Raw genomic sequence first — 25,693 nt, 5'->3', positions numbered from 1 at the left:
TCCCCTATTTTTCATTCAAGAATTTTAAGGCTGATTGCACGTAATACTGTACACCAAGAATCAGGGACTCTTCTTTTACATCGAATTTAGGATGATGATGCGGGTAATTCTCCTCCGGTTTTTCACTACCTGCACCTAAGAAAACAAAACAACCTGGGGCAACTGCCGAAAATGCTGAGAAATCCTCTCCTCCCATGATGGCTTCGGCAATCACGCGATTGCTTTCTCCAAACGTTTCCACAATGGTTTGATCCACCAATGCGGTGATCTTCTCCTCATTCACAACGGAAGAGTAGCCCAACTGATAATTCAATTGATAGGAAGCATCATGGGCTTCGGTTAGCCCTTTGGTAATTTGTTCAATCCAAACTGGAATTTGACTGCGGATTTCCGGATCAAAGGTACGAACTGTCCCGCCAAGGGTCACACGGTCAGGGATGATGTTATTGGCTGTTCCTCCATTAAATTTTGTAACCGAAATGACCGCACGTTTACTGGCATCCACTTTTCGAGAAATAATCTGATTAATTCCATTCACAATCTGAACACCAATTGCAATAGGGTCTACAGTTGCAAAGGGTGCGGACCCATGTCCACCCTTACCTTGGATCTCAATATCAAAAGCATCCGTTCCAGCTGTTACAGGACCATAGCATACGAAAAATTTTCCAGCAGGAATCTGCGACGCAAGATGGAGTCCAATTACACCATCAATTCCTTCTGTAACACCGGCTTTAACCATTTCTGCTGCACCACCTGGGAAAAGTTCTTCAGCATGCTGGAAGAAAAATCTGATTTCCCCTTTTATTTCGTCTTTTAATTGAGAAAGGACCTTTGCGGCTCCTAACAACATGGCAGTATGTCCATCATGACCACATGCGTGCATGACATCCTTGTTTTTGGAGGCAAATGGCAGTCCTGTTTCCTCTTGAATTGGAAGCGCATCCATATCCGCTCTTAAGGCCACGACTCTGCCTGGCTGACTGCCAACGATCCGTCCCAATACACTTGTAGGAGTTACTTTTGAAACTTCGATATTACCGAAGGCTTGGAGCTTTTCAAAAACGTATTTGGATGTTTCAAACTCTTTAAACGAAAGCTCAGGATTTTCATGGAAATGCCTGCGCCACTCAACTACTTCCTCTTCAACGGCTTCAACCAATTTCTGAATATCAACGACTTTCTCAATCATATCCCTTTACCTCCTCAAAATTCTGTATTCAAGATAATTTTAGAGAAAAAAGGTGGATGAAAACAATAAAAATTTAGAATATTCGAATAGTTGCCAATTAAAGAGTATTTTTCTTAAAACAAGAGACCTTTTTTAGACTCTCTTATGCTATATTAAATTCAAAAGATTCGAAATACATAGGAGAGATGAAAAATGAAAATTCCATACAATGGGAAATCCCCTGCTATTCATGAATCTGTATTTGTCGCACCAGGGGCATATTTAGTTGGGGATGTACAAATTGGGAAGGATTCGACGGTTTGGTTTAATGCGGTATTAAGGGCGGACGATGGCCCGATTATTGTCGGTGAAAGATGCAGCATCCAGGATAACACCACCATCCACTTATACGAAGGATTTCCCGTCATTATTGAGGATGATGTAACTGTTGGCCATAATGTTATTTTGCATGGGTGTAAAGTTGGCAGAAATTCGATAATTGGAATGGGCTCTACACTATTGGACAATGTTGAGGTTGGTGAGGAATGCATTATAGGTGCCAATACGCTCCTAGCTGGCGGAATCAAAATCCCGCCGCGCTCCCTTGTTCTCGGATCACCAGGTAAAGTGGTAAGAGAGTTAAACGAAAAGGACCTACAAATGCTTCAGATGTCCAGTGAGCATTATGTTCAAAAAGGAAAGGAATTTAAAGATATATTGAAATAATAGAAAAAGAGGTGCGGGATAGCACCTCTTTCAGTTTGATTGGGAATAGTAGTGAGCTTTCATTTACCGTGGAAGCACTCTTTTCCTCATTTCGGTAAATGAAATGGGCTTTCATTTACCATGGGAACTCTATTTTCCTCGTCACGGTCAATGAACTGGGGTTTCATTGACCGTGGGAGCTCTATTTTCCTCGTTTCGGTCAATGTACTGTGTGAAGCTCTAAAGTCATCTTCTCTATTATTGAACCTTGTATTTTTCGTAATAATAAGAAACCAATTATAGAGTTATGATGATTGGTCCCTCTTTCGTAAGGATCAATGTATGTTCAATCTGAGCGACAAAGCTTTTTTCAGTTGCATAAGTCCATTCGTCGTCCTTTTGGAACACTTCTTCTTCATCGGTGGAGATAAACGGTTCGAAGGCAATGACCATCCCCTCTTTTAGCAGCTCATCATCCCATGGTTCATAATAATTATAAACATGGTCTGGTGCTTCATGAATCCTGCGGCCAATTCCATGTCCCGTTAGGTTTTTAATAACGGTTAAACCATGCTGTCTAGCTGTTTGGTGGACGGCTTTGCCGATCCCGCTTTTTTTAGCGCCTGGTCTTGCTTTCTTTAGACCTGCTTCAAAAGACAATTTTGCTACATCACAAATTTTCTGCAAAATGTCTTTCCCTTCACCGACTACAAAGGAAATGCCAGTGTCAGCGAAATAACCGTTTTTAGAACCCGATACATCGATATTGACAAGGTCGCCTTCCTGAATAACGCGCTTTCCAGGAATACCATGTGCCACCTCATCATTGACACTTATACACGTAAATCCTGGGAAATCGTACTCTCCTTTTGGAGCAGAAATGGCACCTGCTTTTTCAAAAAGCTCACCAGCGATATCATCCAATTCTTTAGTCGTAATTCCCGGCTTCGTTTGACGAACCATTTCATCCCGAATGGATGCTACAATCTTACCTATTTCCTTTAAACTTTTAAAATCTTCTTCTGTCTTTGCTATCATCGTATACTACCTACTCTTTATTTTATTGTAATCATTTTAATATTTTACCTTTAGTTGCGTGAAAAATCCAAGAAAAACAATGATAAAAGCCCTCTGCATTTCAAAGGCCCTTCATGCATCTTAATTCCGCTTACTTTGTCGATATAATTCCATTGATTTAAACCCATCCCCCAAAACGGTTTCCATTTCGAGCAGACGCTTTTCCTGGGTTTCTTTTCTTTTGGCGCTGTATACATACCGTGCCCAATCCTTTTGATAGCCGGGAGTTAGGTCATTATAGAAATTTAATAAATCCTCTTTATTGTTTAAGTACTGCTTAATGTCTTCCACATTATTAATATAGTCATCCACACATTGACTAGCTTTTGAACTTGCGGCTTTGTTCGCTTTCTTTGGTTCGGATTTCAAGCCTACAACTGTAAACACATCATTTAAACTCACCATTCTGGCGAACTTGATTTCACTGCCAGAAACATAGCCATCTTCATCTACACCTATGCCGGGGAATATACTGTCGCGCTCTATGTATTCCTTATACGTCGGATTCCCTTTTTTCGGATAAGCAAAGAACAGATATCCTTTATCCTTCAGTAGCTTCTTTTCAATCACAAGCTTTATTTTACTAGAAAATTCTTCTAAGCTAAAAACAAAGAAAAAGCACATGTCATATTGATCTTTTTGAATCGATGAATCAAATTCAAGTTCACTAAAATCTTTCACATCTTCTGGTAATCCAAGAACGAGCTTCGTTGGATATTTCGTAAGATTTAATTTATCAATAACCGTTTTTTGTGAATTCATTGAAAGAGACTCCTTAAATTCTTTTTCTATAGTATAAATATAAAATCCCACCCTCGTCTACAACGGAAGGTGGGTTTTTATCTTAATTTCCTCGTAAAGCGGCCGTTTTGGCTGGAATGAAGAAGCTTAATAATACCGTTACCAGGCTTAAGCATAATGCATATAGGAAGACGTTTTTCATACCGATAGAAATACTGGCAGCTTGGTTAATAAGGACACCCATGATGGTTACCCCAATTGAGGTCCCGATGTTTCTTAAGAACATTTGCAAGGATGTTGATACCCCTTTAATATCCGCGTCAGCAAATTCTTGGGAGGCAATGGTGCCAACTGCAAATAATAAGCCAAAGGAAACACCTTGGACGGCCAGTATTAAAAACATCCCTAGGTAGGATAGTTCATTAAGGAATAAAAATAATGCCAAGCCTGATATAGCCGTGATAAAGCTTCCAATGATAAATAATTTTTTATAACCGAAGCGGATAATCCATTTCCCAGCCGGCGTGCTTCCAAACATCCAGCCGATGGCAATACTTAAAAGAATCAGTCCGCTTTTATAAATGCTCATATGGTTTCCTTCTTGTAAATACAGAGGAATAAAGTTGGATGTTCCGAAAAAGGAAAGACAGTAAACCAACATAAAAAGGTTGGACATGAGGATTCCCTTGTTTTTAAACAACGAAACAGGAAGGAATGGATGTTGCTCTTTCTTTTCCACAAAAACAAAGACGATCAATCCAATAAAACCAATGATCACGAACCAAATGGCATGGCTGACATTTGTAGCTAGCAATAACAGCGAGATAGATATCCCGAAAAGGAAAAAACCTTTAAAGTCGATGTGAGTCTTTTTAAATTCGCTTTGTTCCTGATATGGTATTAAACAAAGCACGGTTGCAATACCTATGGGGATATTGATGAAGAAGATCCATCTCCAGGATAATGCTTCAACAAAAAAAGAACCTAAGACAGGACCGACAATGGAGGAAATTGCCCAAATACTGCTAAAGACAGCTTGGATTTTCCCTCGTGTTTCGATTGTAAATAGGTCACCAACGATGATGATGGAGAGTGGAATCATCCCGCCGGCTCCCAAGCCCTGAATACCTCTGAAAATAATCAGCGTCACCATCGAGTTCGCCATGCCGCAAAGGATGGAACCAAGAGTAAATAAGCCGACCGCGAACATTAATAATTTTTTTCGGCCGTACATATCTGAAAGTTTTCCGTAAAGCGGTACGGTAACGGTGCTTGCTAGCATATAAACGACAAATATCCAGGCAAATAACTCCATCCCGCCCAGCTGCTTCACGATGGTCGGGCTTGCCGTTTGCATGATGTTGGCATCGAGTGCCGAAATTAGGGTTGTAATTACTAACCCCCAAAATACATATTTATTTTTGTTCATAAAACCTCCTGAAAAAAAGACCTGTTGATTTTCAACTACCTATTTTTTACAATATTTCCCCCATATATCATTATAGCAAAATGGGAAACTATTTATCTAATGTTTTACACTAAAAAAAGGCTGAAGGATTTCAGCCTTTTTTATCGGATTAAATACCCGCTCGTATGGAATTGATACCATTTTCCTGCAATATATTGACGGTTTTGAACCATTTCGCCGTTTTTTGATAAATAGTAGGCTTTTCCTTTATCTTTGATCCAGCCGGTTGCCATGGGACCTGTGGAAGTTAAATAGTACCATTTATTATTTTCCTTCAGCCATCCAGTTGCCATTGCTCCTGATGGCTTTAAGTAATACCATTTCCCACTGACAGACTCCCAGCCTGTTTGCATTTCACCATTGCCATTTAGATAATACCACTGACTGGCATTGTTTAACCATCCTGTTACCTTTAAACCATTGGGATTTAAAAAGTACCATTTCCCATGACCGTTCACCCAGCCAATTCGTTTGCTGGTTTGCACTGCAATCGATGATGGGTTATACATGTTAACAATGGAAATACCTGTGTAATAAAATTTTAAAATTTCATCGTAAATCTTCCCGACATCGCCCATGTTTTTGGCGCCCCATTGACTCATGCCGACACCATGACCATCACCTAATCCTTTGACAGAAAACGTTTCATTATCAGATTTAAATTCAGACACTAAATAACTTCACATTACACGATTCCCAATAATGGAGCGAACTTTTGATGCACTCACATCGGCAATGGCTAGACGCTTGAGAATTTTCCACGAAGGATACATTTCAATTGGATAGTCCTACATGAACACTGAATTAATCGGACGAACATAGCGCATATTTTCCACCACAAAATCAAAACTGCCAAGGTATGCGCGATTATTGATGGAAATCTGAGAATTAGGCTGTACAGGATTGGCTGATAATACAACAGAGGAATATAGAAGAACACCGTCTTTATATAATGCAATTTTTCCATTTTCCTGTTTTAATAGATAACTATTACCTGAAATTAACTTTAGATTTTGGTTACTCGTAAGATAATCGCCATTTGGTTTTAGGGTAATTTCCGTTTTGTTTCCTAAAAAATTAATCAACTTCACTTTAATGATTGGTTCAGGCTGTTCGGCAAAACCCTTAATTTGAGGAAACAAAGAAACAATGATTGTAAAAGTAATCACATTTAGCAGGACTTTTTTCAATCTTTTTTCCCTCCGAAACTATTAATAGTACCAAGTGCTAGAGTTATCATATATTAATAGTTCAGAAGTCCTCAATGGAACATTATTTCCAAATATAAATCCTATTAAAATTGGAAGTACCGAATGTATGAACTGCACCCTAGCATTAATAGCTTAAAGGTGCATTCATTTAAGAAAAGTATAAATTCATGATATTGTTGGATGGGCTTAAAACGGTTAGGCCGTAAATATAATCGATTATATTCGTTTAGCATATCATCCAGTTCTTGGCTGCAAAGGATCGTTTCTTCACAATGCAGTCCTTTTGCCATCCCTATTTTTATCATCTCGTCTCTTTTCTTACTTATTGCCTTTTCTAACTGTTCCTGTCTCATAGCAAAAATACACCTCAAAAAATATGTGATAATTTCGAATACTGTAAACAATTGCCGCAAAATGTATTATATCACGTTATCGTTTTAGTAGAATCGTTTCGCTAAAACAAGCTAAAAAAAGACGGGATTCCAATGTTTTCGACCTTTTCGTACAACGAACTACCAAAATCGACATTCTCATAAAAAAAAAGAATTCCTCTGTAAGCGGAGATTCTTTTTGGTCTATGAATAGCTGAATTCCTTTTTCAGCAACGGCTGTGTGATCGTCGGCAAGACGATTTCAATCGTTGTACCTTGATTTACTTCACTTTGGATCAAAAGCTGTCCATTATGACTTTCAATAATCCGGTAACAGGTCATTAAACCAAGACCCGTCCCTTTTTCTTTGGTCGTATAAAAAGGCTCCCCAAGAGTCGCAATCCGTTCCATAGGAATTCCAATCCCTTGGTCAGAAATTTTTATCGAAATATTTCCCTCTTCTCTTTCCTTCACCTTCACAAAAATATTACCGCCATCCGGCATGGATTCAATAGCATTTTTTAAAAGGTTTAAAAATACTTGTTTTAACTGGTTTTCCTCACAAGTGATGGTCGGAATCTCCCCTTCAAAATCAACGAAGATTTCCACACTGTTTAATATGGATTGGGTGTTCATTAAGGTGATGACATCGTTAATTAAAACCGTTACATCTTTTTCAATAAAAACAGCCGCGGTGGGTTTTGCCAAAAAGAGGAATTCACCAACAATCGAATTTATTCGTTCTAGCTCAGCTAAAACTATATCAAAATACTCATCCTGTTGCTGATTGGCCTTAAATAGCTGGATAAAACCCTTGATGGAGGTAAGTGGATTGCGGATTTCATGGGCAATACCCGCGGCCATTTGCCCTAATAATGCCAGCTTCTCAGACTTTTGTAACAAGCGGTCCGTTTGCTCCTTTCGATCAGTGATGTCCTTCCCAATCGAAAGCATCGCCTCTTTACCGCCAAATACGATATTCATAGAGGAGGATTCAAAATAGAATATTGTTCCGTCGAGCCGCTTCGCTTTGTATACGATCGTATTGACCGGCTGTTTTGCTTTTTTAATTTGCTTATATCGCTCCAATAAACGTTCCTTATATTCAGGAACAATGAAATCCATAACGGTTTTTCCGAACAAGTCCTCTATCTGTTTCGCACCAGCCATGCATAAAGCAGCATGATTTACATAAATAAATTTATGGTTATGGGTAATATAAACCGGTTCAGGTAAAGAATCGATCAATTTCTTGTAACTTTCCTCACTGTCACGAGCTTTTTTCCCAAGGTAGCGTGCTTTATCATATTGCCATCCGACCACCCAGGCGATTCCGGTAAAAATTAAAAAATCAAGCGTGAAAAAAGGATGATGTTCATAGAATCTTTGATATATTGAAAAAAGTATCGAAATGGATACTAAAGAGATTTGACCCATGTTTTTCATTGTTTTGCCCCTTATATAGGAAAATTGTCTTATAACACATTTCGTCATAATCCTATATTTTCCTTCTTATAAATCTATTTTTCTTTTTAATAATAGCAAAATAATAATAGAAGGTAATTATCTTTTTTTAAAAGGAAAAATCCACCATGATGAAATGGTGGATTTTTTGTAAATTTTAGTCGACAAATTTCAGATACTCTCTTACCACTTGCAAATACTTTTCCGGCTCTTCGACATATGGCATATGAGCACTGTTCTCAAATACATGGAATTTGGCGTTAGATGTAAGGCTGCTAAAATATTCGGTTGATTCCGGAGTCGCCTCATCAAAACGACCGCATGTGTACAAAGTGGGACAAGTGATTTCCTTTAATTGGGAAGTGCAATCAAAATTTTTCAAGTTTCCTAGGACTGTGAATTCAGAAGGACCCCACATGATATTGTATACTTCTGGATTGCGATATTGGGAGCCTTGTTTCAACCACTCTGGATACGGATCCAATCTGTTTACGAAGTTTTTATTAAACACCAGGGTTGCATCCTGATATTCCTTAGAATTGGTCATTTCCGATTCTTCACAGCGTAAAATGATTTCCTGAATCTCTTGTGGCAGCTTTTTAAGGTTCTTTCGCTGATCTTCCTCCCACAAAGGAGCGCTAAGGCAAGGGCTTGAAAAAATAACACTTTTTACACCGCTTGGCTTTGTTAAACAATAAGCTGCAGCTAGCGTCGTCCCCCATGAATGACCTAAAATATGTACTTCATTTAAGTTAAGGGCACCTCTAACTTGGCCTAATTCCTCGACAAACCGCTCAAGCTGCCATAAAGTGGTGTCCGTTGGCCGCTCCGACTTGCCACAACCAAGTTGATCATAAAAAATTACCGGACGATCCAGAGACAAAGCTTTTAGCCCTTGGAGCGAATAACACGAGGACCCTGGTCCTCCGTGTAATATGATGACGGGCGTCCCAGCGCCTTCTTTATTGTACATTTCATACCAAACCTTGCCGCCTGTTACTTCAATAAACCCTTCTTCATGCATGATGTGAGCCCCCTTCAATAATTTTTCCATTACGTATTTCGTTGATTTTTCCATAAAACTCAATATGCTCACCTTGAATGACAATGCCATCACCGTCATTACAGGTATAAATTGTCTTCTGGTTAGAATACCCCAAAAGCTCCGGCAACTGGGTATTTTGTTTATCCCAATGCGGCATAAACTCAAAATCTATTAAATCTAAAGCGTTTAATTGTTCCAAGTAAACGAAATTTTCATCTATGTACGCCGCGATTTTTATCGTCTTTGACATTAAAATGCTTCCAGCACTTACACCTATCAATAGTTTCCCGTTTACCGCCATCTCATTGATTTTTCCAAGCAGGTTTCTCTTTTGTAAGTTTTTTAAAAAATAGAAGGTATTCCCGCCAGATAAGTAGAGGCCATCACAGCTTTCGAGCTCTCCCAACAGGGATTCGTCATACTCCTCGTCTACATCAAAAAAGAGGAACTCGGTTATATCCAAAGAAAGAAAATATTCCTTTGCCGCGATAAAGTATTTCCTTTCTTTATCTAACTGGGAGGGAATATATCCAAGCTTAAATGATTTACCTGCGATAAGACTTTTGATTCGCGCTTCTAACTGAAGATTATTTTTCTTGGAAAAATCACTTAATAATACTAAATTTAGCAATTTCTATCCTCACTTACTATACATTTTTATTTGATAAAAGATATAACTTAACACCAAGGTAAACAGTGAAAACAGGAAAGCAATACCTGAAAAAGCAAGAACATAAGCATTATATTCCGCGAGTTTGACAATCAAGCGGTAACTGTCTATTTGGAGCAGGCCAGCAGCAATATTAAACAAAACTAATAAAAAGAACATCATCATTAGCCCTTTTGCTGAGCCTTGGATATCCGCTTTGCTTAATGCAATATGGGAAGAAATACTGATAGCTATGGCTAAAAATATCCAAAAAAGCGGGTTGATGAAATTTCCTAGGGTAAAAAGACTTTTACTTATCGCAAATATGGCGCCCACTATTGATTTAATAACATTTATATCCAACTTTTCAAGAGAAACATGTTGATGAAACTGCTCCTGAAAAGTTTTAAAGGATTGAGGCACGAAAAGATACATTCCCAAAATCAGCGAACCAATTCCACTAAAAATGGGTCCTAAGCCAATAAAGAAGTTCCCCACCTGCTGATACATGCTGTTCCGGTTATATTGATGCTCGACAAATCCAAGCACGCCATTCGGACTGTTCAGCTGCAGAAGTTTGACCCTCGTAACCCGGTGTCCCCATAGGAAGCACTGGATGAGATGGCCGATTTCATGAATGGGTGTGCCAATCCATGCAGTTACCAACACCCCTCGGGGGCCAAAGGCGCGTACGAGGTACGAATTTGAATAACGTTCAAGAAATCCTAAAATTAGCCCCACCGCGATGATGGATCCCACCAGATAGATCAATTCTATAAAACTTAGCAGCAACATATGTAAAAAAGATACTAGGATTTCCATGGCGATCTGACCCTTCCGCTTGTTCTGTTCCTATTCATCCATGTTAGACCATTTTCATAAAAAACATGCACCTTTCAGGCTACTGTCTGGATTTAAGCCATTTTATTGTACAATAGATTAAATAATGTAATATTCTTAATATTATTTTCACATTTTTGGTTAGGATTGTAGGTGAGGATTTGAAACGGATTCATTACAGTTGGATTATCTTGATTGTTGCTTTTTTCTCAATTATAGTCGCAGGTATCATCCGGTCATCATCTGGAGTATTTATTGTCCCATTTGAAAAAGAATTTGGATGGGATCGGTCAGTCATTTCTTTAGCTTTTGCTATCAGTCTGTTTTTATATGGTTTTTCAGGTCCATTTATGGCGGCTCTGCTTGAAGTTTTTGGGCTAAGAAAAATGATGGCAGCGTCTATGACTACATTATTGAGCGGTCTTTTCCTTACCTTTTTCATGAAGCAGGAATGGCAGTTGCTTCTCATTTGGGGAATCATTATTGGATTGGGTTCAGGATTGTTTTTAACCGTTCTAAGTACATATGTTTCTAATCGCTGGTTTGTGAGTCGACGGGGCTTAGCGCTTGGAATCCTAACGGCTAGTACAGCTACAGGCCAGTTAATTTTACTTCCGATTTTAGCGATTGTGATAAAAAATTATTCCTGGCGCTGGGCTATTGGCTTAATTCTAATTCTATGCTTCGTTATGTTCGTAATTATTCTCTTATTTATGAAAAACACACCCAAGGAGGCGGGGATATTTCCTTATGGCTTAGATAATGAGCCTGACGAGTCCAATATCCTTGAAAAGAAAAATCCAATTGTGATGGCTTTTCATGCATTACAAGACGCAGTGAGAATTAAAGAATTTTGGTTGTTAGCTGGCAGCTTTTTTATTTGCGGTCTTTCAACTAGCGGCTTGATCGGAACACATTTTATATCTTATTGTATCAGCTTTGGAATCCCTGTAGTTACAGCCGCTTCCCTGCTTTCTTTTATGGGAATCTTTGACCTGATTGGAACAACGGTATCGGGTTGGTTATCTGACCGTTTTGATAACCGCTGGTTGTTGTTTTGGTATTACGGTCTTAGAGGGGCATCTCTTGTAATACTTCCTATTGCATTAAATAGTGGCTCTATTACTCTACTAATCATTTTTTCCATTTTTTATGGATTAGATTGGATTGCCACTGTTCCTCCAACAATCAGCATTTCAAGGCAGGTTTTTGGAATTGAAAAAAGCGGCATTGTGTATGGATGGATTTTCGCAGCTCATCAGGTAGGGGCAGCAGTGGCCGCATATGGCGGCGGCATCATTTATAAAATCTTTAATTCTTACACATGGGCCTTTTTCCTGGGGGGAATCTTCTGTTTACTTGCAAGTCTTTTTGTAATGGTCATAAAAAAACAAAAATTATCTGGTTTGTACTCTAAAACGGAAATGAAGTTATAATTATATGGAATTATGGATAACAGGAAGGAGAAGGAAGCTTGCAAACAGGAACATCAAAGACAATCGGGTTAACAGAAGGGCTGCCTGCAGCAGGGCAGAAAACAACATTGTACCGGATCCTGTTGCTGATTAGTGTCGTTCACTTATTTAACGATACCATCCAAGCCATTATTCCATCTATTTTACCGATTTTAAAAACCAAAATGGAGCTGTCCTACTTGCAAGCAGGAGCGATTATTTTTACCCTTAACATCACAGCATCGATATTACAGCCGCCGATTGGATTTTATTCTGACCGCCGCCGAGCTCCATATTTACTCCCGCTCGGAATGGTTCTTACATTTATTGGTGTATTAGTCTTAGCTTTATCACCCAGCTATTGGATGGTCTTACTCTCGACCGTTTTTATCGGAATAGGTTCAGTCGTATTTCATCCGGAAGCATCCCGGGTAGCCTTTATGGCCGCTGGCAAGAAGCGGGGCCTGGCACAATCCATCTTCCAAGTAGGCGGAAACTTCGGCCAGTCCCTTGCCTCCTTAATGACGATTCTCATTTTTGTACCATTTGGCCAATTTGGGGCAATCTGGTTTACCGTCAGGCGTTTGTAATTTTGATTTTTAATGGATTTATTTTAATGACTGGCTGGTCTGTGACCGTTGTTTATGCTCAGGAACTTGTACCAAGTATGATCGGAACCGTTTCAGGTCTTACGACGGGACTATCGTTCGGCCTCGGAGCCCTTGGTGCCGTTGCACTTGGATCGTTAATCGACACCTACTCCCTCAAAACGGTTTTGAATCTGGTAAGCTTCTTGCCACTCATAGGATTACTCGGTTACTTCCTTCCAAGTAACCGTAAAGTAAAAGAATGGTCTTCTGAAACATAAAAAAAATGGATGGTTTCTTAAACCATCCATTTTTTCATTTATTCAGATTCCTTTGACTCAACATCATTCTCATTGATGGTTCCAGCAAGAGCATTTAACGCAGGTATATCAAAATTCACTAATGGTTTTACCTTTGGCGGTTCTGGCCTAGTTTGGCCATACAAGCTCACATAAATTTCTTCAATCTCTTCTCCTGTCAAATCGCCACGCTTCAATAACTCTGCGGCAATTGAGTGGACAAAGTCAGCATGGTCATTGACAAGTTTTTTCACTTGTTGCATCTGGTCTTTTAACAACAAATTTATTTTTGGACGCAGTGCTCGAAGACCATCGATTCGGGTTCCTACCGCAAGCCAGCTGAACAGTTCATCGCCCATACCGACCATGCCAAGGTAAACACCTGCTACCATAGTAGCCTGCCGTAGATCTGAGGTAACCCCGTTTAATTTCTTGCCGAGGAATTCCTCTTCCACTGCCCTGGCAGCCAAACAAACTTGAATTTCAGCGAGCAATTCACTGTCACTTTCGTTATACCGCTCTTCGGTCGGTTTAGTAGCCGCAAGGCCAAGCGCACCGCCGCGCCGAATAATCGTGACCTTCCATACTCGTTCGTGAGGCTTCAAGAGATATTGTGCCACCGCATGGCCAGCCTCATGATAGGCGACGTTACGCTTCTCATCATCCATCATAGAGCTTAATGGCTGTTTAAGCCCCCACTCATAGGTTTCCATCGCAGCCCGGAAGTCTTCGTAACTGGCTAGCTGGGCCCCACGCTGGTGGGCGATAACGACAGACTCATTGACAATATGCTTGATTTGCGCTGGACTATAGCCAATTGTGTCAAGAGCGGCCTTCTCAGAAGTCAGCGATGAATCGATTTTTACTTTTTTAAGATAGTATTGGAAAACATCTACCCGGCCATCATAATCAGGGGAGTCGACCCAAAGCTTGCGGTCAAAGCGGCCCGGCCGGAGCAATGCCTGGTCGAGGACATCAGGAAGGTTGGTTGCGCCAATCGTTAGAACGGCTGGGCGCTCTGCTACTTTTTTCCGTAGGCCCAGGGAGCGAAGAAACTTAGCGATTTTGGAGTTATCGATGTTCGGAGGGTCCATTTGTAATAGAAGTTCATTAAGCAGCCCGGCTCCCCCCATACCGGCCATGCCCATCAGTCCTCCACCTCCTCCTCCTCCGCCCTGGCGGCTCATCCCGATGGCGTCGATCTCATCGATAAAAATAATACAGGCGCCATATACATCTGCGAGCTTCCGGGCTTTCTTATAGAGACCCATCACTTTAAGGTTACCTACGCCAAAGAACATATTTTGAAAGCTTGGAGCCGAGGCATAGGCAAAGGGTACCTGTGCTTCGTTGGCGATTACTTGAGCCAAATAGGACTTCCCTGTGCCTGGCGGACCGCATAGAAGCAAGCCTCTTATGGCTTCGCCGCCCATTTCTTTAAACTCTTTTACCCCCCTAAGCAGGGTAACAATCCGTCTGGCATTTTCCACAATTTCAGGATTGCCCCGATAATCGTCCCAGGTCGTACCGGTCTCACCAGGCAAGATCCAGTACGTTCGGCCTCGGGCCAGAAACCAGAATAGCGCAACAAACTGTATGATCATAAATAACATTGCGAATAGCAATTGAAACAAAAAGCTGATGATTGTCAAGGCGACCGACCAATAGGAAGGTCCTCCCTTCACCAATACCACACCAATAAATACGATAAAGGCGAGCCAGAGCAGGAATTTGCGCCACTTTATCCATCGATGACTCTTCATGGTCCCACTTCCATTTCGGAAAATTTGGAATATTATATGAAGAAACAGCCTAAAGGTGTAAGCACTAATATCTTAAAATCGAGATTTTTTGAAATTTTATTGACAATAATATGGGACTGTAAATATCCTCTCTCTTAATGACCGTCCCAGTATTGTTTGAAAGCAGATGGGAATTAGGAGCCTCTACTAATGACCGTCCCGGCACTTTTTGAAGACTGAATGGGAATTAGGAGCCTCTCCTAATGACCGTCCCGGCATTTTTTGAAAGCAGCTGGGAATTAGGAGCCTCTCCTAAAAACCGTCCCGGCACTTTTTGAAGGCTGATGGGATAAATAAACCCTTCATTAATCAACTTAACACTTTTTTATGATATTGAATTTCTTAGCCAAATCAAAAGACCCTCCCTGGAAGGGAAGGCCTCTAATCATTATTTAACTAGTTTATTTTTGATGTCCAACAAGTACTTGATTACGACAGCAAGACCGCCAATGAAGTAGAAGGTAATCATAATCCATCCTGTTGGATCAATTGAATTCATGGAAATAAGAAGGTTCAATGGAAGAACGAAGTAAACGATATCCTTTAAATAATCTAGTACAAAACTTGTATCAAAGGAGCCTTTCCAGAACATTTGGATAAACTGAATTAGGAAATTAAGAATCATTAGTCCAAAAACGGCCTGCATAGTATATAGCATCCAGGCTGAAAGTCCGAAGTCCATTTATCATCACCACCTTTGCTATATACTATGCTTGTAATAATAACTGGTGATGGGAATGGCCCTTCCTAATTCACAAAATATTCATAATTAACAAACTTAATTTTATTACCATTCTAAAAGCAGAAAAGGTGCCTGTCACCCTCATTATTTGAAGGGTAACAGGCACCTTTTCATTAATCTCTATCCAGTAAAGACGCTCCAGCAATTCCTGGATGGGTCATTTCATACGGATCAAGAATTAAATCAAGCTCCGCTTCGGTCAACACTTGATATTTTAAACATAAATCACGAATCGATGTACCATTTAGAATTGCCTCTCTGGCTATTCTTGCTGCGGCTTCGTATCCTAGATGCGGATTCACAGCGGTAATGACCCCGGCGCTCTTTTCAACATACTCCTTTAAGCGTTCTTCATTTGCTTTAATCCCTTTTAAACAATGTTCCGTAAAGGCGCGGAAGGCATTATTCATGATGCTGATAGACTGCAGAAGGTTGAAAACCAACACCGGCTCCATGACATTCAATTCAAGCTGGCCTGCTTCTGAGGCAAGGCAAATCGTATGATCATTTCCGATAACCTGGAATGCTACTTGGTTAATTACTTCCGGCATAACTGGATTCACTTTTCCTGGCATGATGGAAGACCCCGGCTGGCGGGCAGGCAAGCTGATTTCTGCTAATCCCGCACGAGGGCCGGATGCCATTAGGCGCAGGTCGTTAGCGATTTTAGACATATTCATCATACATACTTTTAAAGCTGCAGAAACTTCTGTGTAGGCATCGGTATTCTGAGTCGCATCTACAAGATGCTCCGCTCCAACTAGCGGCAGCCCGCTGATTTCGGCAAGATATTTTACCACATGTTCTATATAACGGGGATCGGCATTTAATCCAGTGCCAACAGCAGTTGCCCCCATATTCAATTCAAATAAATGCTGGCGAGACTGCTTAATTCGTTTGATGTCCCTCTCGATGACACGGGCATAGGCTTCGAATTCCTGTCCGAGACGGATTGGCACAGCATCTTGAAGATGTGTCCGTCCCATTTTGATAACATGATTGAATTCTTGAGCCTTTTGTTGAAAAGCACTATGCATCACGTTCATGGTTTCCAGCAATTTTTCAAGAAGGTTTAACACAGCAATATGAATGGCAGTCGGAAACGCATCGTTTGTCGATTGTGACATGTTCACATGGGTGTTCGGACTGCAATGATAGTAGTCCCCTTTTTCTTTGCCCATTAATTCGATGGCACGGTTGGCAATGACCTCATTGACATTCATATTAATCGATGTCCCGGCACCGCCTTGAATCGGGTCGACAATGATTTGGTCATGCAGCTTACCATTCATTAATTCTTCCGCAGCCATAACGATTTTCTCGCCAATGCCGGAATAAAGCTGTTTAACGTCCATATTTGCCAGTGCTGCCGCTTTTTTCACCATCGCCATTGCGTTTATTAATTCTTCATGGATTCGGTAGCCCGTAATCGGGAAGTTTTCGACGGCCCTAAGAGTTTGAACACCGTAATAGGCATCGGCCGGCACTTCCTTTGTTCCTAAAAAGTCCTTCTCCATTCGAACATTTACATTGGTCTTATTCATGGTGGTCATAGTATCTCTCCTCGATATTAGTTAAGATTATTCTTCTTTATCAGAATTGATTGTTAAATCCCCTGCTAGAGGTGTCTCAATGATTTTCTTTACCTCATCTAAACCATCCGATTGTCCAAGAGCCCACATGAGTTTTGCGACAATTGCTTCTGTGTTCATATCCCCTGATAAAATAACGTTATGCTGCGCTACCTTCCGGCCGACTTCATAGAGGAGCAAATCTTCCCCTTCTTCAAGGCATTGGGTCGTAATGACGACCGCAACACCCGCACTGGTCAGCTCTTGGATTTTTGTAAGAAGGTTCCGTCCTTCAAACGGTAATCCTCCGTTACCAAAACTTTCTATTATGATCCCTTTATATAATCCTTTTAAACTATCAAAAATCTCTGGTTTTGTTCCGGGATATAATTTCATTAGAAATACGTCGGTGCATAAACGAGTGTTTATTGAAAGCTTGTCCTTGGCAGGTGCTGCTTTCCACTGATATTTCACTTCCTGGTCATTCACAAATGCAACATAGGGGTGATTCACACTTTCAAAAGCATCATAGCTTTTTGTTCTCATTTTAACTGCTCTTGTTCCGAGAATGACTCTGCCGTCAAAAACGATAAAGACTCCTCCAATTGTTTCACAGGCAAACCGGATGGCGTCGGCGACATTTTTTTTCGCATCTGTTTTTTTGAAGCTGATTGGAACTTGTGAACCTGTTAAAACAACTGGCTTATCAAGTCCTTGGAGCATATAAGATAGCGCAGCAGATGTATAGGCTAACGTATCAGTTCCATGCGTAATGACAAAACCGTCATATTCTTGATACTGATCATGGATAGCTTGGGCCATTTCCACCCAATGCTCTGGCTGCATATTGGTGCTATCAATATTCATTAAGATTTCACTATCAATTTTAATATCATAGGAAGTAATTGTGCAATAATGAAGCAATTCCTCAGCGGATAGACCTGGAACGAGTCCTTCATTTCCTTCTACGGATGCAATGGTTCCTCCGGTGGCTAGCAATAAAATTTTCTTCAAATGTATCAGCTCCATTGAGTGAAAAAATAGTGATTATTCGCGTATTGCGTATCTATACTTTTCATTATAGAACTTAAATAGGATAAATCAATAGTTTGTACTCGAAACGCGTACATTTTTCTATTCGAGTCTATCATTCTATGCTATAATGTGAACAATATTAAGAAAATGGAGTTGGAGACGAATGCTGGATCGTTTATCCGAATTAAGAAAGGAACGAAAATGGTCGCTGCAGGAAACCGCTGATCAATTAGGAATCGCTAAAAGCACTTATGCTGGATATGAGTCAGGATACCGGGAACCTTCCTTACTTTCACTCACACAAATAGCGGAATTATTTGATACGTCTGTTGATTATTTGTTAAGGAGAACAGATGAGTTGCATCGGATGCAGACAACAGTTGAAATCACAACTGCCATACTTCCCCTATCTCCTTCTCTTTTGATAGATGGGGAACCATTAACGGCAGACGAAAAAATCGACTTTATCGCCTTTATACGTTCAAAAAGAGAATTAAAATTAGAAAAAGGCCCAACATGTAAATGTTGAGCCTTTTGTTTCTTACACCATTAATAATAGGTGCTTTCAGCGAACCCACACTTCTGACATTTTCTCATTCCAGGGGTTTCCCAAAAAATATGCCTACATCGGCATTGAATGGAGTCTATTCTACTTTTTAAAAAATGAATTTTTTGGTATAAATCATCAATTTCCTCTAATAAATTTTTTACTTCATAGGAAGAAGTATTATCGGTATATTTTTGACCCATTGATGAGAAACTCCTCCGCTTTTTTCTTCATACCTTCATTCCTTTCATCTTTCTTTGCCATACCTCGAATATCATGGGAAATTTTCATCGAACAGAACTTTGGACCACACATGGAACAAAAATGAGCTGTTTTGGCCCCTTCAGCAGGGAGCGTTTCATCATGGTATTCTCTTGCACGTTCAGGATCCAATGAAAGGTTGAATTGGTCCTCCCATCTGAATTCGAAACGGGCTTTCGATAAGGCATTGTCTCTCAATTGCGCACCTGGATGACCTTTGGCCAGATCAGCAGCATGGGCTGCAATTTTATAAGCAATAACGCCATCACGAACATCATTCTTATTGGGTAAGCCAAGATGTTCCTTTGGTGTTACATAGCAAAGCATGGCCGTTCCAAACCAGCCAATCATCGCGGCGCCAATGGCAGAAGTAATATGGTCGTATCCAGGTGCAATATCGGTTGTTAAGGGCCCAAGAGTATAAAAAGGAGCTTCTTTACAAATTTCCATTTGCTTTTCCACATTCTCCTTAATCAAATGCATTGGAACATGTCCAGGGCCTTCAATCATGACCTGGACATCATGCTTCCAGGCAATTTCCGTCAATTCCCCTAAAGCTTCAAGCTCTGCAAATTGCGCTTCATCATTGGCATCGGCAATGCTGCCAGGGCGAAGTCCATCTCCCAATGAAACCGAAATATCATACTGCTTTAAAATTTCACAAATTTCTTCAAAATGGGTGTAAAGAAAATTTTCCTGATGATGGGCCAGACACCACTGCGCCATAATCGAACCTCCACGGGATACAATTCCTGTCGTCCGTTTCGCTGTCAAAGGGATAAAACGTAACAACACACCAGCATGAATCGTAAAATAATCGACCCCTTGTTCTGCTTGTTCAATCAACGTATCGCGATAAACTTCCCAGGTTAGATTTTCAGCAATTCCATTCACCTTTTCAAGGGCTTGATAAATCGGCACCGTTCCCACTGGGATTGGGGTATTGCGGATAATCCACTCTCTTGTTGTATGTATATTTTTTCCAGTAGATAAATCCATGATTGTATCAGCTCCCCATCGAGCAGCCCACGTCATTTTTTCAACCTCTTCTTCAATTGAGGAAGAAACAGCAGAATTTCCAATATTGGCATTGATTTTCACATGGAAATTTCGTCCAATAATCATCGGTTCACTTTCAGGGTGGTTGATATTAGCTGGAATAATCGCTCTCCCGCGGGCAACTTCATCCCTGACAAATGCAGGCTCTACATTTTCACGAATCGCGATAAATTCCATCTCAGGAGTGATGATCCCTTTTTTCGCATAATGCATTTGGGTAACATTATGGCCTTTTTTGGCACGCAAAGGTGATTTGTTTATGTTAGGAAACCATTCAAGATTGGCTCGCTCGTCTGCATCACGGAAGCCATTATCTATTGGCATTATTTCTCTTCCTGCATAGTTTTCAACATCATTACGTTCATAAATCCATTTTTTGTGAAGTGCCTGAAGCCCTTTCCTGATATCAATTTGATGGTTCGGGTCTGTATATGGCCCACTAGTATCATAAACTCGAACAGGTGCATTTTCTTCTTCACCATAAGTTGTAACCGTTCGTGCCAACTGAATTTCTCTCATCGGGACTTTAATGTCAGGTCTTGATCCTTCAAGATAAACTTTTCTGCTTCCTGTAAATGGTGATTGTAATTCGATGTTTACGTTTACTCCCTTTTGCATTGTAACTTCCTCCTAAAAATGATAGATTTTGCAATCTAGAAGTTACAGCATAGTCCATTACATGTTAAGTCCATAGACAGACATATAAATAGATGACAATAAAAAAAGGCTCTGTTGGCAAACAGAACCTGATTAATCGTCAAAAAGTAGCGGCGCATAATAGAAAAACGAAAATGACACCTTCAAAACTACTTCCCTACGCTGGTATGATCCAGATCAGGTTCAAAGGGTCAAAAGATTTTATGCATCCTTCTCTCAGTCCGAGCTATCGGACCCCCCTAGTAGAGCAAACAACAATATATTGTTATATAACTTACATATAATAAATAACATAATTTTAACTATTAATAAAGCTTTTTACATTACTCAACCAATAAATTATTCCATTCATATGAATAAACCCTTAGATTATTACAAATACTCTTGTAGTAAAAAACGAAAGGAGGTTACGCATGATGGACGCACAACGCGCACAGGAAATATGTAATTCACCACAAATGGAAAACGTGACCTATAACGGTACTCGTATTTATATTGAGCATGTAGATCAACAAAGCGGAAAAGCAACCATTCATCCACTGGAGGAACCAAACAATAAACAAAGTGTTTCTGTTACAAACCTAGTAGAACAATGATGAAACGAAAAGCAGTAAACCGTTGTACTGCACCCCAAAAGTTAGAGAGAAATTTAACTTTTGGGGTGTATTTTTATGGCTAAATATAGTGAACAATTTAAATTAAAACTTGTAAAAGAATATCAAGAGGGAAAATTGAGCTATAAACAATTGGCAAAGAAGCATGGAATGAAAGACAGTACCCCGATTTTAACCTATGATAGCTGCATGGAAGAAAACGCTGCTGGAGGGTGGTGCTGATGCCCTAAGAATAAATGTGAAAATTTCTCCCACTCCTTCTGCTAACCAGCCAGTTATCAGATATCCTATAGGTAAAAGAGCAAATGAACCTAACATATCTAAGCGTTCAACTCTTCCAAATTTTTCTTCTGGGACAAGTTCTTGAAGACTCGTTTCCCAAATCAATCCAAATAACATAATTCCGGCACCTTCCATAAACATACACAACATTAATACCGGAACACTCGAGATAAATGGCATCATTAACAATGCTGCTCCACTTAATGCAACGCCCCCATAAGCAAGCAAGCCTCTTTTTTTCCATTCTTTTCTTAAACCAAAAATGATTCCGCACAAAATAGCCCCTGCCCCGGACGAAGAAAGAACAAGCCCAAATACAACTGGTTCAAACTCATAATAAATATTCACAAGCCATGGTATTAACACCCTAATGATGCCGCCTGAAAAAATATTTATTAAGGAGAATGCTAGAATCGTAATCCATAACCAGGGCTTTTCTTTAAGGACCACAATCCCTTCCAAAAAATCCTGTTTGATTGAATTTTTCTCCCTCTGTATTTCTTTTGTTTTTTGAAAGGATAACGTTCGAAGGCTAAATAAAAAGATCAATGAAATAATGTAAGTAAGGGCATCAATCCCAATTCCCCAACCTGAAGATAAGGAAGCTAAAATCAATCCTCCTATAATCGGACCTGATATTCTTAACACCTGCATACTGACTTGAGTTAAAGAATTGGCGGCGTTACGAATATCCTCTGTAAAAACCTTTGCTCTTACAGCTGAATAGGCTGGCGGAAAGAAACTATCCATCATGCCCATAACAAACATGATCATAAAAAGGACGCTCATGTTTAACTGCCCCATAAATGCGATCACAGCTAAAATAAATAGGATACAAGCACACACACTGCTCATCCCTCTGGGTTCTGGCCTTGTATCATACTCTATCATTTGCCTATTTTCTCTTAATCTTAAAAAAAAAGGCTAATTTATTAGGACAACGTCATCCCGTGACACATATAGATGCAGTGTTAATATAATTCATTAAATTTACAGGGGGAAAACTTATTATGCATAAAGACATAATGAAATACTTTATTGGGAAAGTCATAAAGGTCAATCGGGGCGGCTCTGAATCCAGAATTGGGAAGTTAATGGATGCCAGTGAAGATCATCTAGCCCTATTCACGGAAGACGACGGACTCGTCTATTATAATACTCAACATATAAAGAGCTTTACCGATAACATGAAGGGCCAAATGGAATTTAACATCGTGGTCCCAAATGATATTCAATATAAACAAGCAGATAATTTCTATAGCTTAATGGAATCATTGAAATTTCAATGGGTCAGTATTAATCGCGGAGGCCCGGAGAAGATTGAAGGTGTTTTAAGTGATATCCATCCAGATTACGTGTCTTTAATTAACAAAGAGGAAATTGTCCGCCTTTCGATGTTCCATATCCAAAATATTAGCTATGGCCTTAAAATTGAAAATGCCCAAAATGAACAATCGAATAACCAGGCTTCAAATCAATCGAAGCAATCGAAGCAATCAAACAAACAAGAGGTTTCCCGATCCTCCAAATCAGAGAAACAAAGCGTATCTCGCTCTGATAAAGAAGCCGAAAGACAATCATCAAAATCAGATTCCGATAGGAAGAAATCACGTCAACGTGTACAGTATATTCAAGAGGAACCTTTAACAGACGAGGTTATTATGGAAAGAGCGAATAATGAAGATGATGATGTATCTTTATCTGAATTACTGTCCTCAATGGAGAAGTATTTACGAAAAGTCACTAAGAAGGAGTAACAACTATTACCAATAAATTAACAAATATAAGCAGGGTACTAGCCACCCTGCTCCATTTTTGAAATTAGATCGTTCTTTCTGAATTGCCACGGAAAAAATGAACGATAAAGGTTCCCATGAATACAGCTATTAAAATACTAAAGAAAATTAATTCATCGAGATGAAATCCGAAGGCTGCAGCCATCATTTTAATGGCAATGATGGCTATTAAAATAAAGGCTGTCGTTTCCAATTCCGGGACTTTTTCAATTAAGGTTAGGAATAATTGAGCGACACCGCGCATCATTAAAATTCCTAACATCCCGCCTAATAGTAGTACCCAAACTTGATTCGAGACGCCGAATGCCGCAATTATGCTGTCAAAGCTAAAGGCAATGTCCATAAGCTCAACGGTTATCACAGTTCTCCAAAAGCCCATTCTTTTGCCTTGGATTTCGCCTTCTTCTTCATTTTTCTTAATAAAATTTTGAAAAACCATCCAAAGGAGATAATGACCGCAGACAATTTTGATCCAAGCAATATTGATTAAGGAAACCCCTAACCCTATCGCGATAACACGAAAAAAATAAGCACCAAAGATTCCATAGAATAGGGCTTTCTTTCGCTGATGTTTTGGAAGATGCTTCACCATAACGGCTAAGACTAAGGCGTTATCGGCAGAAAGCAGCCCCTCCAAAATGATTAGTGTTCCGATAATCCCCCAGCTTGCTGGATTAGAAAAGACTGATCTTAATGCGTCTAGTGATAAAAAGGTATCATAACTATTAAATATTTCATGTAAGAAACCCATCTGCTTGTCCTTCTCCTTTATGTCTAGTTTAGTTACAAAAAAATATGGACTTATTATTTTAAATGTATGTACACCCATTGATTATATGAACCAAAAAAAATCCCCGGGTCCTCAAATTGGACCCAGGGGTTTTTTTGGATAAACAATGTACTATTTACTTGATACAGCCTTTCTTTTCAGGCTGCTATTCAACTCATTGCTATTCCAATAAGCCATTACCATCGCAACTAATAATAAAATGCCCGTTAACATAAATACACTTTGTACAGGGAAAATGCCCCCCAGTAATCCGCCGATCAACGGTCCTGTCATCCCGCCAATTTGGGTAGCCGTTTGGTTTAAACCAAACGCTCTTCCGCGGAAATCCTCTGTTGTCGATTTCACTACCAAGCCGTTTAAAGCTGGGAAAACCGCACAGAAGAAGATTCCAGACACAAAGCGTATCATCGAGAATCCCCATAAATGAGTGAATAGAATCTGGCCGATGGTGAAAATTCCGCCACCGAGCAGTCCTATAAAGAGAACTTTCTGAAATCCAACCTTATCTGCCCATTTTCCCCATAAAGGAGCAAAAAACGCACTTGCAATCCCTGGCAGGGAGAACACAATTCCTGCCAGTAATGAAGTGTTATCGGCAGAACCGCTCAATTTAACGATATACAAAGGTAACACCGGTTCGATCGTCATCACCGAACAGGCAGTAATGACGGTTAAAATTAAAACAAGCAGGAGCGGACGGTTCTCCAAGGCTGTTTTAAAATCATTTTTTACAGAGCCTCGTTTCTTGCTTGGTGTGAAATTTTCTTCTGTTACTAAAAAAATGATCAAGAAGGTCGCGATAAAAACAATGAATCCAGCGCTAGCAAAAGCCCAACGGTTTCCGACTAATTCTGCCATTCCCCCGCCGAGCAATGGTCCGACAATTCCTCCTGATGCCGAGGCAGAAGAAATCATCGAAAGTGCGTAGCCCACTTTTTCATTTGGCGTGTTGGTTCCAATCAAAGCAATCGCACCAGGAATGAACCCGCTTAATAACCCCTGCAGGATTCGCAGCACCAATATTTCATAAGGATTTGTGACAAAAGCCATTAACGTATAAATAACAAACAAAGCAAATCCTGCCCGAATGATCATCGGTTTTCTGCCATATTTATCTGCCACACTCCCCCAGAACGGCGAGGCAATGGCCCCGGCAAAAAAGGCCGAACCGAATAACAGACCTGACCACATTTCAGTGTGATCGTGAACCCCGATTTGAAGTAGAAAAATCGGTAAAAAAGGAATGACCATGGAAAAACTTGCTGCTGTGAAAAAAACTCCGATCCAGAGCACCCACAAATTTCGTTTCCACCTTAGCATGCTGTTCCATCTCCCAAAAAGATATATTTTTCCAATGTGCAATTTTAATATTGTTATAATATCACAAACTTCATTTATTTTCATTCCCGAAATATTTGATTGTGGAAGTAAAAATGCCCCGAGTGCGTGATAACA

26 protein-coding genes, 1 pseudogene and 1 riboswitch are annotated in these 25,693 nt (G+C 40.0%); of the genes and pseudogenes, 7 read left to right on the top strand and 20 right to left on the bottom strand.

Annotated elements, in window-relative coordinates:
• Positions 1–4: 4 nt before the first annotated feature.
• Positions 5–1,192, bottom strand: coding sequence for an amidohydrolase (locus AC59HZ_RS16645; RefSeq protein WP_496546904.1), 1,188 nt, complete (start codon positions 1,190–1,192; stop codon positions 5–7).
• Between the two features lie 192 nt (positions 1,193–1,384).
• Between AC59HZ_RS16645 and AC59HZ_RS16640 the strand changes: the two genes are divergently transcribed.
• Positions 1,385–1,897 carry a gamma carbonic anhydrase family protein gene (locus tag AC59HZ_RS16640; RefSeq protein ID WP_496546903.1) on the top strand — a complete coding sequence of 171 codons (513 nt, stop codon included), beginning with the start codon at positions 1,385–1,387 and terminating at the stop codon, positions 1,895–1,897.
• 276 nt (positions 1,898–2,173) lie between these two features.
• Here the strand turns inward: AC59HZ_RS16640 and map are convergent, their stop codons facing one another.
• From map to AC59HZ_RS16590, 10 genes are all read right to left on the bottom strand, one after another.
• Positions 2,174–2,914 (bottom strand): type I methionyl aminopeptidase, encoded by a 741-nt coding sequence (map, locus tag AC59HZ_RS16635; protein ID WP_496546902.1) that lies wholly within the window; start codon positions 2,912–2,914, stop codon positions 2,174–2,176.
• Positions 2,915–3,034: 120 nt separating this feature from the next.
• A complete protein-coding gene (locus AC59HZ_RS16630; protein WP_496546901.1) occupies positions 3,035–3,715 on the bottom strand; it encodes a YdeI/OmpD-associated family protein in 681 nt (226 codons plus the stop codon).
• An 82-nt stretch (positions 3,716–3,797) separates the two neighbouring features.
• Positions 3,798–5,123, bottom strand: coding sequence for an MDR family MFS transporter (locus tag AC59HZ_RS16625; protein WP_496546900.1), 1,326 nt, complete (start codon positions 5,121–5,123; stop codon positions 3,798–3,800).
• 140 nt (positions 5,124–5,263) lie between these two features.
• Entirely contained in the window at positions 5,264–5,833 is a 570-nt protein-coding gene (locus AC59HZ_RS16620) for a hypothetical protein (RefSeq protein WP_496546899.1), read from the bottom strand.
• A gap of 117 nt (positions 5,834–5,950) precedes the next feature.
• Positions 5,951–6,352, bottom strand: coding sequence for a hypothetical protein (locus AC59HZ_RS16615; protein WP_496546898.1), 402 nt, complete (start codon positions 6,350–6,352; stop codon positions 5,951–5,953).
• Positions 6,353–6,456: 104 nt separating this feature from the next.
• The gene (locus tag AC59HZ_RS16610) at positions 6,457–6,726 is read right to left on the bottom strand and encodes a Spo0E family sporulation regulatory protein-aspartic acid phosphatase (protein ID WP_496546897.1); all 270 of its coding nucleotides are present in this window, start codon (positions 6,724–6,726) and stop codon (positions 6,457–6,459) included.
• 222 nt (positions 6,727–6,948) lie between these two features.
• Complete coding sequence (locus AC59HZ_RS16605; protein WP_496546896.1) at positions 6,949–8,190, bottom strand: ATP-binding protein; 1,242 nt, start codon at positions 8,188–8,190, stop codon at positions 6,949–6,951.
• A 175-nt stretch (positions 8,191–8,365) separates the two neighbouring features.
• A complete protein-coding gene (locus AC59HZ_RS16600) occupies positions 8,366–9,232 on the bottom strand; it encodes a proline iminopeptidase-family hydrolase (protein ID WP_496547069.1) in 867 nt (288 codons plus the stop codon).
• A complete protein-coding gene (locus tag AC59HZ_RS16595) occupies positions 9,225–9,884 on the bottom strand; it encodes a Type 1 glutamine amidotransferase-like domain-containing protein (RefSeq protein ID WP_496546895.1) in 660 nt (219 codons plus the stop codon). The genes AC59HZ_RS16600 and AC59HZ_RS16595 overlap by 8 nt, the downstream gene beginning before the upstream one ends.
• A gap of 9 nt (positions 9,885–9,893) precedes the next feature.
• The gene (locus tag AC59HZ_RS16590) at positions 9,894–10,724 is read right to left on the bottom strand and encodes a hypothetical protein (protein ID WP_496546894.1); all 831 of its coding nucleotides are present in this window, start codon (positions 10,722–10,724) and stop codon (positions 9,894–9,896) included.
• Between the two features lie 179 nt (positions 10,725–10,903).
• Here AC59HZ_RS16590 and AC59HZ_RS16585 point away from each other — a divergent pair, with 179 nt between their 5' ends.
• Together AC59HZ_RS16585 and AC59HZ_RS16580 are read left to right on the top strand one after the other, a co-directional pair.
• Entirely contained in the window at positions 10,904–12,178 is a 1,275-nt protein-coding gene (locus tag AC59HZ_RS16585; RefSeq protein ID WP_496546893.1) for an MFS transporter, read from the top strand.
• A gap of 62 nt (positions 12,179–12,240) precedes the next feature.
• A pseudogene (locus AC59HZ_RS16580) lies at positions 12,241–13,064 on the top strand (MFS transporter).
• Between the two features lie 38 nt (positions 13,065–13,102).
• On the opposite strand, the gene AC59HZ_RS16575 reads toward AC59HZ_RS16580, so the two are convergent.
• The 5 genes from AC59HZ_RS16575 to AC59HZ_RS16555 all read right to left on the bottom strand — a co-directional run bounded on the left by AC59HZ_RS16575 (position 13,103) and on the right by AC59HZ_RS16555 (position 18,211).
• Positions 13,103–14,515, bottom strand: coding sequence for an AAA family ATPase (locus AC59HZ_RS16575; RefSeq protein ID WP_496547068.1), 1,413 nt, complete (start codon positions 14,513–14,515; stop codon positions 13,103–13,105).
• Between the two features lie 100 nt (positions 14,516–14,615).
• The gene (locus AC59HZ_RS16570) at positions 14,616–14,747 is read right to left on the bottom strand and encodes a hypothetical protein (protein ID WP_496547075.1); all 132 of its coding nucleotides are present in this window, start codon (positions 14,745–14,747) and stop codon (positions 14,616–14,618) included.
• 525 nt (positions 14,748–15,272) lie between these two features.
• Positions 15,273–15,566 (bottom strand): hypothetical protein, encoded by a 294-nt coding sequence (locus tag AC59HZ_RS16565; protein ID WP_289984334.1) that lies wholly within the window; start codon positions 15,564–15,566, stop codon positions 15,273–15,275.
• A 173-nt stretch (positions 15,567–15,739) separates the two neighbouring features.
• Positions 15,740–17,170, bottom strand: a complete 1,431-nt coding sequence (gene aspA / locus AC59HZ_RS16560) for an aspartate ammonia-lyase (RefSeq protein ID WP_496547067.1) — start codon at positions 17,168–17,170, stop codon at positions 15,740–15,742.
• 36 nt (positions 17,171–17,206) lie between these two features.
• Complete coding sequence (locus tag AC59HZ_RS16555) at positions 17,207–18,211, bottom strand: asparaginase (protein ID WP_496546892.1); 1,005 nt, start codon at positions 18,209–18,211, stop codon at positions 17,207–17,209.
• Positions 18,212–18,395: 184 nt separating this feature from the next.
• Here AC59HZ_RS16555 and AC59HZ_RS16550 point away from each other — a divergent pair, with 184 nt between their 5' ends.
• A complete protein-coding gene (locus AC59HZ_RS16550; RefSeq protein ID WP_496546891.1) occupies positions 18,396–18,761 on the top strand; it encodes a helix-turn-helix domain-containing protein in 366 nt (121 codons plus the stop codon).
• Between the two features lie 198 nt (positions 18,762–18,959).
• On the opposite strand, the gene thiC is transcribed toward AC59HZ_RS16550, so the two are convergent.
• Positions 18,960–20,717 (bottom strand): phosphomethylpyrimidine synthase ThiC, encoded by a 1,758-nt coding sequence (thiC, locus tag AC59HZ_RS16545; RefSeq protein ID WP_496546890.1) that lies wholly within the window; start codon positions 20,715–20,717, stop codon positions 18,960–18,962.
• Between the two features lie 176 nt (positions 20,718–20,893).
• Positions 20,894–21,007, bottom strand: a riboswitch (TPP riboswitch).
• 165 nt (positions 21,008–21,172) lie between these two features.
• Between thiC and AC59HZ_RS16540 the strand changes: the two genes are divergently transcribed.
• Together AC59HZ_RS16540 and AC59HZ_RS16535 are read left to right on the top strand one after the other, a co-directional pair.
• Positions 21,173–21,352, top strand: coding sequence for a small acid-soluble spore protein H (locus AC59HZ_RS16540; protein WP_496547066.1), 180 nt, complete (start codon positions 21,173–21,175; stop codon positions 21,350–21,352).
• Between the two features lie 75 nt (positions 21,353–21,427).
• On the top strand, positions 21,428–21,592 hold the full coding sequence (locus AC59HZ_RS16535) for a transposase (protein WP_496546889.1): 165 nt from the start codon (positions 21,428–21,430) through the stop codon (positions 21,590–21,592).
• On the opposite strand, the gene AC59HZ_RS16530 is transcribed toward AC59HZ_RS16535, so the two are convergent.
• Positions 21,542–22,543 (bottom strand): MFS transporter, encoded by a 1,002-nt coding sequence (locus AC59HZ_RS16530; protein WP_496546888.1) that lies wholly within the window; start codon positions 22,541–22,543, stop codon positions 21,542–21,544. The two genes, AC59HZ_RS16535 and AC59HZ_RS16530, sit on opposite strands and share 51 nt — an antisense overlap.
• A gap of 119 nt (positions 22,544–22,662) precedes the next feature.
• Here AC59HZ_RS16530 and AC59HZ_RS16525 point away from each other — a divergent pair, with 119 nt between their 5' ends.
• Positions 22,663–23,409, top strand: coding sequence for a hypothetical protein (locus tag AC59HZ_RS16525; protein WP_496546887.1), 747 nt, complete (start codon positions 22,663–22,665; stop codon positions 23,407–23,409).
• Between the two features lie 64 nt (positions 23,410–23,473).
• Here AC59HZ_RS16525 and AC59HZ_RS16520 read toward each other — a convergent pair whose 3' ends face one another.
• Together AC59HZ_RS16520 and AC59HZ_RS16515 are read right to left on the bottom strand one after the other, a co-directional pair.
• The gene (locus AC59HZ_RS16520; RefSeq protein WP_496546886.1) at positions 23,474–24,199 is read right to left on the bottom strand and encodes a DUF475 domain-containing protein; all 726 of its coding nucleotides are present in this window, start codon (positions 24,197–24,199) and stop codon (positions 23,474–23,476) included.
• A 150-nt stretch (positions 24,200–24,349) separates the two neighbouring features.
• Positions 24,350–25,558, bottom strand: a complete 1,209-nt coding sequence (locus AC59HZ_RS16515) for an MFS transporter (protein ID WP_496546885.1) — start codon at positions 25,556–25,558, stop codon at positions 24,350–24,352.
• Positions 25,559–25,693: the final 135 nt, after the last annotated feature.

The sequence above is a fragment of the Neobacillus sp. DZ-9 genome, from assembly GCF_059587065.1.
Note: the sequence above shows the minus strand (reverse complement) of the source record. Positions and strands in the feature narration are given on the sequence as shown.